The organism is Streptomyces laculatispora (assembly GCF_017353455.1).
In the GTDB taxonomy this organism is placed as follows: Bacteria; Actinomycetota; Actinomycetes; order Streptomycetales; family Streptomycetaceae; genus Streptomyces; species Streptomyces laculatispora.
In genome coordinates this window covers 1-8,984 of sequence record NZ_JAFMPZ010000463.1, presented here as the reverse complement: position 1 = coordinate 8,984, position 8,984 = coordinate 1, and the positions used below count along the sequence as shown (strand labels likewise).

At 70.6% G+C, this 8,984-nt stretch carries 6 protein-coding genes; 2 read left to right on the top strand and 4 right to left on the bottom strand.

The window, feature by feature from the left end; genetic code table 11:
• Positions 1-372 precede the first annotated feature (372 nt).
• Positions 373-1,167 carry a helix-turn-helix domain-containing protein gene (locus tag J1C73_RS22620; RefSeq protein ID WP_207318027.1) on the top strand — a complete coding sequence of 265 codons (795 nt, stop codon included), beginning with the start codon at positions 373-375 and terminating at the stop codon, positions 1,165-1,167.
• Positions 1,164-1,523 carry a DUF397 domain-containing protein gene (locus J1C73_RS22615; RefSeq protein WP_207318026.1) on the top strand — a complete coding sequence of 120 codons (360 nt, stop codon included), beginning with the start codon at positions 1,164-1,166 and terminating at the stop codon, positions 1,521-1,523. The genes J1C73_RS22620 and J1C73_RS22615 overlap by 4 nt, the downstream gene beginning before the upstream one ends.
• A gap of 48 nt (positions 1,524-1,571) precedes the next feature.
• On the opposite strand, the gene J1C73_RS35805 is transcribed toward J1C73_RS22615, so the two are convergent.
• Genes J1C73_RS35805 through J1C73_RS22595 form a run of 4 tightly spaced genes read right to left on the bottom strand, consistent with a single transcriptional unit; the run spans position 1,572 to position 8,721 of the window.
• On the bottom strand, positions 1,572-5,447 hold the full coding sequence (locus tag J1C73_RS35805) for an nSTAND1 domain-containing NTPase (protein WP_207318025.1): 3,876 nt from the start codon (positions 5,445-5,447) through the stop codon (positions 1,572-1,574).
• Positions 5,444-5,875, bottom strand: a complete 432-nt coding sequence (locus J1C73_RS22605) for a hypothetical protein (protein ID WP_207318024.1) — start codon at positions 5,873-5,875, stop codon at positions 5,444-5,446. The genes J1C73_RS35805 and J1C73_RS22605 overlap by 4 nt, the downstream gene beginning before the upstream one ends.
• Positions 5,876-5,891: 16 nt before the next feature.
• Complete coding sequence (locus tag J1C73_RS22600) at positions 5,892-8,108, bottom strand: outer membrane protein assembly factor BamB family protein (RefSeq protein ID WP_207318023.1); 2,217 nt, start codon at positions 8,106-8,108, stop codon at positions 5,892-5,894.
• A gap of 10 nt (positions 8,109-8,118) precedes the next feature.
• Positions 8,119-8,721 (bottom strand): toll/interleukin-1 receptor domain-containing protein, encoded by a 603-nt coding sequence (locus J1C73_RS22595; RefSeq protein ID WP_207318022.1) that lies wholly within the window; start codon positions 8,719-8,721, stop codon positions 8,119-8,121.
• Between the last annotated feature and the right edge of the window lie 263 nt (positions 8,722-8,984).

Genomic DNA, 8,984 nt, shown 5'->3' with positions numbered 1-8,984 from the left:
ATTAGTCATACTTGCTGGCCGTGACGGGTCAGGGAGGTCGGGAAGGATTTCCCAACCACCCTTCTTTCCCTACCGGTTAAAAGAAGGCGCTCGAATTTCGCAGCTCGAATCTCGGAGCTCGAATCCCAAGCCCCAAGCCCCGGGGCGACCTGCCCCTTCGTACGCTCGAACGAGTGAACCGCCCCTCCCGAAGCCCGGGACCCGAGCCCCGAGCTGCGAGCTTCGAGCCACGAGCCTCGTGGCCGGGACGGCCGCCGACAGGGCACCCGTACAGATTTCCTGTACGAGTGCGCCGAGGCGTGAACCACGGACAAGGGTGGGAGTGGGGACCGTATGCACCCCAGTAATCGGCAGCGCAAGAACGCCTCGGCCATGAAACTCGTGGGCAAGCTGCTCGGCCTGTTCCGCGTCGCGGCGGGTCTGACGCAGGCCCAACTCGCGAATGCGGTGGGAGTGCAGGTGGAGACGATCGCCTCCATCGAGCAGGGCCGCCGCTCGCTCCTCCCGGACCTGGCGAGCCGGCTGGACCAGTTGCTGGAGACGAAGGGCGCGCTGGCCACGGCGGTGGAGAACATGCCGGAGGTCGACCTCGTACCGGCCTGGGCCGAGCAGTACATGGACCTGGAGCGCACGGCCCTGGCCCTCTCCTGGTACGACAACCAGGTCCTGCCCGGACTGCTCCAGACCGAGGCCTACGCTCGGGCGGTCTTCCGCAACCGGGTCCCCGTGTTCAGCGAGGAGAAGATCGCGATCCAGACCGCTTCCCGGCTGGAACGCCAGGAGATCCTGCACCGCAGCGAGCCGCCGACGATCAGCTTCGTCATCTGGGAGCCGGTGGTGAGGCTCCAACTCGTTGACGACGAGGCGCATGTGGAGCAGCTCCGCCACTTGCGTACGTGCGCGATGCTGCCGGGCGTCAGCCTGCAGATTCTCCCGTTGAGCCACCGGTCCCATGCCGGGCTCGACGGCCCGTTCACCCTGCTGGAAACACCGGACTATCAACAGGTTGCCTACTCCGAGACCCAGCGCGGAAGCCTGCTCGTTGCCGACCCCGATGAGATCAGCATCCTGGCCCAGAAATATGCGATGCTGCGAGCTCAGGCCCTCAGTCCCGAAGACACCCTGGGCCTGTTGAACCGTCTGCTGGGAGAGCTGGGAGTTCAATGAGCACTGCACGCGCGTGGTTCAAGTCCAGCTACAGCGGCAGCGAGGGCGGCCAGTGCCTCGAAGTCGCCTACGAGTGGCGGAAGTCCAGCTACAGCAGCGACGAGGGCGGCCAGTGCCTCGAAGTCGGCTACGCCTGGAAGAAGTCCAGGCACAGCGGCAGTGAGGGCGGCGCCTGTGTCGAAGTCGGCTACGCCTGGCAGAAGTCCAGCCACAGCGGCGACGAGGGCGGCGCCTGCGTCGAAGTCGCCGCGCACCCCGCCGCCGTACACGTCCGCGACTCCAAGCACCCCGAGGGCCCGGCCCTCGCCCTCCCGCCCGCCGCCTGGGCCGCGTTCACCGCACACGTGGGCCGCTGAGCACTGGAGACGCCGTGGGGGCCTGCTTCAGTCGATCGTTGTCCCTCGTCAGGTGGTCGCACACGGTGGGTCGTAGGGCAGTTCGGGAACGTACCGGCTCCACTGCTGTCGGCTCAGGGCGCCGGAACTCGCTGCGCAGATACGGTTGATGGCGGACTTGGCTCGTAGGTCCCAGAGCGTGGCCACACCGTCGTCCGTGGTGGCGGCCAGGGTGTGACCGTCCGGGCTGAACGCCAGAACGGCGACGGCTCCGGTCTCCACGGTCAGCGGCCGGCCGATGGCGGTGGGGCGGTCGGGATCGGTGACGTTCCACAGGTTGATGGTGCCGCTGTCGGTGGCGCCGGCCACTGCGAGCGTGTGCCCGTCCGGGCTGAACGCCACCGACCACATGCTGCCGTCGGGCACGGTCAGGGGGCTGCCTCTGCGCGTGAGGTGGTTGGGGTCGGTGGCATTCCACAGCGTGATGGTGCCGCGGCTGTTCCCGGTGGCGAGCGTGCGGCCGTCCGGGCTGAACGCCACCCAGGTGCTGGTGCCGGTCGGCTGCTTGATCGGCTCCCCGATGCGGGTGCCGAGGTCCGTCGTGCTCCACAGTCCGACGGTGCCGTTGCTGCCGTCGCCGCCGGCCGCCAGCATCGTGCCGTCGCGGCTGAACGCCAGGGACTGGACGGACGCGGTGCCCGAATTGGAGATGTTGGACGGGTAGGCGGGGTTGGCGGGGTCGCTGATGTCCCACAGGGCGATGTGGCCGAGCTCGTTGTCGCCGGCCGCGGCCAGGGTATGGCCGTCGGGGCTGAACGCCAGGGAGAAGATGAGCCCGTCCGCCCCGGTGAGGGGCTTGGGGATGCGCACGGGATGGCTGGGGTCGGTGGTGTTCCACAACGTGACGGTGCCGCCGCTGTCGCCTGCGGCCAGGATGTGCCCGTCCGGGCTGAACGCCACCGCGTCGACCGGGTGCTTGGGGCCGGTGAGCGGATCGCCTTGGGGGGCGGGGGCGTTGGGGTCGGCGGTGCTCCACAGCGAGACGGTGTCGTTCTGGTTTCCGGCGGCCAGGGTGTTGCCGTCGGGGCTGAACGCCACGGATGCCACATTGCCGCCGGCGCCGATGATCCGGGTCGGCGGCAGATTCCACAGATCGACGTTGCCGTCGCTGTTCCCGGCGGCGAGCGTGCGGCTGTCGGGGCTGAACACCACGCTGGTCACCGAGTCACCGGGGCCGGTCAGCGGCCGGCCCAGAGGGCCGATGGTCTTGGGGTGGGTGACGTTCCACAGATGGATGGTGTGGTCGGCGCTTCCTGCCGCCAGCGTGTGACCGTCGGGGCTGAACGCCACCGACATGACGGGCCGGTCGGGACCCGTCAGCGGCTTGCCCAGGGGAGTGGGGTCGCCGGTGTCGGAGACCTTCCACAGGTGCACCTTGCCGTCGCTGGATCCGGCGGCCAGGGTGCGGCCCCCGGGGCTGAACGCCAGGGAGTTGACGCGATACCCGGCCTTCATGGTGCTGCCGATCCGGCCGGGGTTGGCCGGGTCCGTGGTGTTCCACAGGCTGATGGTGCCGGCCTTGTCGTTGCATGCTGCGGCCAGGGTGTGCCCGGTGGGGCTGAACGCGATGCGATCCGAGTAGACGTCGGGGCACTTCAGGTTCAGCGGCGCCTTCGCGGGATCGACGTGGCCGGGTCGGGTGACGTCCCAGAAGCTGATGAGTCCGGCGTGCCATTCGGCGGCCAGGGTACGGCCGTCGGGACTGAACACCAGCGACTCGACGGCGCCCATGGCGTCCAAGCCCTGAATGGCGGGACTCTTCAGCCGGCCGAGCCCCACCGGGTGACTGGGGCTGGTCAGGCTCCACAGGTCGACGATTCCGCCGGAACCGTTGTCGCCGTTGTGGCTGGTGTGGCCACCGACGGCCAGCACTCGGCCGTCCGGGCTGAACGCGAGCGACAGGATCGAATCGACAGAACCGTCCATGGGCACAGGTCGGCCCAGCGACACCGGACGGCCGGGATCGGAGACGTCCCACAGCCGGACGAGGTTCTGGTAGACGTTCCCGGACGCCAGCATGTGCCCGTCGGGGCTGTAGGCCACGGTGTACACCGCGCCGCGCGGGCCGGGAAGCCGTGTGGCCAGCGGGATGTTCTCGGTCGAGATGAGCCGGGACGCCGCCTCCGGGCTCGGGTCCATGCGGTAGGCGGTCAGCGCGAGTTGAGCGGACAGTGAGGGATCGCTCTGCGCCAGTTGCACGGACGTGGAGGCGACGGCGGCGTTGACGGCCTTGTCGCGGGAGCGCAGGGCATCGGTGGCGGAATCCCGGGCGTGGGACTCCTGCCGGAAGGCGAACACCGCGGCCATCGAGGCGAGCACGGCCAGGGTGGTGATGGTGGCGACCGCGGCGCGCCGGAGCTGTTGCCCGCGCCGCTGGTGGTGGCGGGCGGCCGCCAGGAAGGCCCGGTCGACGGCACTGAGCTCCGGCCCGTGCGTGTCCGCCCAGGCGAGGGCCGTCTCCAGGCGGATGCCGCGGTACAGCGCGGCTGCCTCCCGACCCGCCTGTTCCCAGAGCGCGGCCGCCTCCTCCAGATCCTGTCGTACGAGGTTCCCGGTGCGGTCGTGCTGGATCCAGTCCTGCAACAGGGGCCAGGCGCGGATGAGCACCTCATGTGTCATCACCACCGTGTCCCGGTCCCGGGTCAGCAGCCGGCCACGGGTGAAGTCGTCCAGCACTCTGACGGCCGCGTCCCGGTCCGGTGCGTGACGCAGCAGCTCGTCGTACCGGACGCGCCGTCGGCTGTCGTCGGCGTCGCGTCCCACGATGACCAGCCGCAGGAACACCCACCGCGCGGCCTCGTGGCAGGACAGCGGCAGAGTGTCGTAGAGCCGGTCCGCCGTGTTGGCGATGGCGCCCTGTATGCCGCCGGTGACGCGGTATCCGTCCACGGTGAGCGTGTGGCCGTGGCGCTGCTGCCAGGTGGCCCGCAGCGCGTGTGCGAGCAGCGGCAGCCGGCCCGTGGTGTTCCTGCCGAGCGGTCTGCCGACCGCTCCCAGGTCTGCCAGCAGCACCTCGACCAGGCCCTCTTCGACGGTGAGCCCCACGTTGCCGGCCGGGCGGCGGATCGCGTCCTTGAGTTCGTCCTCCGTCATCGGCTCCAGCAGCACCGGTCCGGCCCGGAGCGCCGCCATGAGCTGCGGATGGGCCGTGCACGCGGCATAGAAGTCCGCGCGCACTCCCAGCACCACGACCGCACCGCCCGTGGGCCGGGCCAGACGGTCGAGCACGTCGATGAGCCACTTCCGTTCGACCTCGTCGTTGCAGGCCGTGAAGATCTCCTCGAACTGGTCGACCACGACGACCAGGCCCGCCGAGGGGGACTCCCCGGCTTTGGTGATCTCGCGCAGCTCGGCAAGGCACCGTGCGGGATCGGCCCGCCACGCCGGTGCCGTGCGCAGGGCGGTCTCGGCGTCGAGCCCGGCGGCGGCCGCCAGTGCCAGGGCCGGGGTCGCCGTCGGGGTCAGCAGCAGCCGCGGCCAGGTGCTCGAACCCGCCACCGGGAGCCGGCCGGCGTCCAGGGCCGGCAGTACCCCGGCCGAGAGCAGGGACGACTTCCCGGCCCCCGAGGGACCGATCAGCACCAGCGGGCCGCCCTCACGCAGCCGGGCGTCCATCCGCTCGCACACGAGGTGAACCATGCGCTCACGGCCGTAGAACCACTGCTTGTACTGCCCGCCGAACGGGGCCAAGCCCGGGTACGGGCACAGTAGTTGGGCGGAGCCGGGGCCGGGCACGGTTCTGCGCCCCTCGTCGCCGTGACGAACGTGGAGGTCGCGGCCGGCCTGGTAGATGTCGCCGTCGCCGGTCGTGCTCGCCTCCAGGTGTCTCGGCTGCCAGAGGGGTGGCCCGTCCGGGGGCGGGGCGCCGGTGCCGCGCTCCGTCACGCCTCTCCGCCCCTGGTGACGGTCATGTCCCGGCCGGCCAGGAAGGCGTCGCCGTCGGAGACGTGTGCCTCCAGCGTCATCGAGCCCGTGATCTGCTGTTCCGGGGTTCCGGCAGCGCGCAGTTCCTCGCCGAGCAGCGCGCGCAGCTCGGCGACGGCGTCCGGCCGCGTGGCCAGGAGCCGGACGATGCGGGCCTGCCACTCGGCGACCAGGAGCCCCTGGAGTTCCTCGCCGCCACCCGTCCGCCGCGCCTCCAGCAACTCGAACCGCGCGTCGGTGAGTTCGTTATCGACGCGCTCCGGGTGCGCGGAACGCCACAGCGACAGGACCGAGGACCTGACCGCGGCCCAGCCGTCCGTCGTCAGCAGATCGATCAGGCGCGCCGCGGCCGCCGATGCCAGGCCGGCGAGTTCCACACTCGTCTCCATGTCTTCTCCTTGTCCCTTACCGTGCGTGGGCCGCGATAGCGGTCATGGTCAGGTGGGAGGCGATGAACACGTGGTCGCCGCCCACTGCCCACTTGAACCCGACGTCCGGCTGCCCGGGGTCGTTGTATTTCCACCTGGCCCTGCCGGTGGCCGCGTCGATGGCCCACAGCGTCTTGGCGCCATCGGTGGCGAAGACGGTGTCGGCCGAACACTGCGCGTCCTTGCCGCCCAACCCGGAGGAGGCAGCGAACGTGTTGGCGCCGCCCATGTCGTTGGCCCCTTCGAGCGTCGCGACCCACTGGATCGTGCCGTTGGCCGTGGCCAGGGCGGCCAGGTCACTGCCGACCGGTACGAAGACGGTCGCACCGTCCGGGCTGGAGAACGGGGTACCGATATGGACCTCGTCCCCGCTCTTCGCGTCGAAGCGCTGATGCCACTTCTCGCGGCCCGTGGCCGCGTCGACGGCGAACAGCTTGTTGCCGTTGCCGCCGGCGAAGAGGAACAGCCCGTCGGCGTAGCACGTCAGCGGCCAGCCGGTGGAGAAGTAGTACGCGTCGCGCTGGACGGAGACGTTCCAGCCGCGGGCGCCCTTCCGGCCGGCGTCGATCATCTGGACGCGGCCGGGCTTCTCGCCCGGAACGGCCGAGGTGGCCAGAAGGTGGGAACCGGTGGGCGGCACGAGCACGTTGTTGATGTCGGTGCCCTTGACCCGCCACAGTCCCTTGCCGGTGGCGGCGTTGAACGCACGGATGTAGCCGGTGCTCGGAGCCTTGTCCGAGTACGACTTCGATGTGTCCATCACATTCCCGCACACGTACACGGTGTTCCCCGCGGCCGCCACATAGTGGCTGGAGTACATCGTCAGATGCTTGCCGCCGCCGGGCTCTGCGTCGGCCATCTTGGTCGCCCACTTCACCTTCCCGCTGGTGGCGTCGAACGCCGCCAGTAGGCCTGACTTACTCGGTGTGTCGCAGAGCAGGTAGAACACTCCGTCCGCGTACGCCGTCGGGTACGTGAACATGCTCGTGCCGAACTGGTTGGTCGTGTTCAGCTTCTGGAACACGGAGTCCCCGGTCTCGGCGTCCAGGAAGGACGTAGCGGCGTCCGTGACCACCATGACCACCTTGTCGGACGCCTCCAGGCAGGTGGGGGCGTTCTTTCCGGTGCCTGACCAGGCCTTGGTGGCGTCGGGGCCGTCCAGGACGACCGCTTCCGGTCCGTCCGTCGAGGACGGCGACGCGGAGGAGGCCGACGGGGAGCGCACGCCTGACGGAGAGGCCGGCCGCGAAGTAGAGCCGGCCCGGCCGTCGGGTGCCGGTGACGAGTCACCGGAGAAGGCGAGTGCCGCCGCGCCTCCGCCGAGTACGGCCACGCCCCCGGCCAGACCGATGATCAGCTTCCGGCGGCTGACACCCGTGCCGGCGGCGATCACCGGCGGCGGAGGAACCGGGCCCGGACCACTGCCCCCGGCGGACACCGATCCCACCGCCGCGGCCGCGGCGGCCATGTCGGCGGTCACCGCCGGCGGCAGCCAACTGCCCTGCAGAGCGGGCAGGTTCTGGTGCCGCAGGTAGTCGACGAGTTGTTCGGCGGTGGGACGGTCCGGCGGGTCCGGGTACAGGCAGCCGCCGATCACGTCGTGCAGCGACACCGGGAGGGTGCCCGTGCCCGCCTCGCCGCCGGAAGCTGCGAACAGCACGGTCGACCCGAGGTCGAACATGTCGTCCGTCGGTGCGGGCGCCGGGCTTGCGGTGGCTCCCGCCATCCCCAGGGCGGTGATGCGGGGCCCGTCCATGGTCAGCAGCACCGAGTCCGGGGTCACGCCGCCGTGTACCGTCCCGGCCGCGTGGAGCACGGCCAGGGCCTGGGCGAGGCCGTCGGCGAGCATCCGCAGAGCCGGTTCGGACAGCGAGCCGTGCCGGTCCACCGCCTGCCGGAGCGGCAGTCCGGCGGTGAACCGGGTCGCCAGCCACGGAACCGACGCGTCGGCGTCGGCATCCAGCACCGGTACGAGGAAGGCACCGGACAGTGCCCGTGCCGCCTCGACAGCGGCTCGGAACCGGTCCCGGAACTCCGGGTCCGCGGCGAGTGCGGGCCCCACGACCGTGACCGTGACGAGCAGCCCCTCGTCCGTGCGGGCCGAAAAGACTTCGTTCCCGCCGACCGCGCCCTGTGGCGCGAGCAGCGTGTACGGCCCGATCCGGCGAGCACCGTCCGCTCCGGGATGATTCATCGTCCGCCCCTCACGCCGGCCTGATCGTCTGATCACGGGCCGCCTGGTAGGCGTTGCCGCCGCCGGACACATGGGCCGTCATGGTCATGGACGGCTCCGGATCGGCGGCCGGCGCCGTGCCGTGCCTGGGTTCGACTGCGGCATCGGCGTCGGGCAGGAGAGCGGTCACCGAGTCGCCCAAGTGCGCGAGCCCGTCCGGCAGATGGGTCTCCGGAACGCGGAGGAACTGCAGGCGCGCCAGCTTCGCGATCTCGGCCGGCAGCGCCGAGGCGTCGGGCAGCGTCGTCGCGTCACCCAGAAGGACCGGGACGACGCGGTTTCCCGCCCGCAGAGCTGTCGCGATCTCCAGCCGGACCCAGTCGTGAGCCCGGTCCAGGAGCCGCACACCGTCCTCGCCCCGCGCGTCGAGCCACCCCGGCCCGATCAGTACGCACATGAGCTCGCACTCGGCGGCCTGCCGCCGCAGGATCTCGGCGAAATCGGCCCCGGGCGGGATCGACTGGCCCGACTTGAAGATCTCGTTGGCACCCAAGCGGTCGGACAGCGCGCGGTAGACGCGGTCTCGCATCCACCGGGAGTCCGCTTTGCGAAAGCTGATAAAGATGCGCGGCACATTTGCCCCCTCTCTGACAAGCCTTGACGTCAGGATCGTGCTCACCCTAGGTGTGGAGTACACGCTCGGCGGCTATTCGCCGGGGATTGAATAGCGGTCGCAAGGCTCCGTACGCTGGCGGGTATGGATCCGGCGGACAACGCGGCAGGGACGGTCTCGGCAGGGAGACCGACCAGCACGCGCCTGCCGCCGGGCGAACTCGCGCACGCTCCACCCCCGACGTGCACGGAGTGTGGCCAGGACGACGCCGAAGTCGCCCGGCG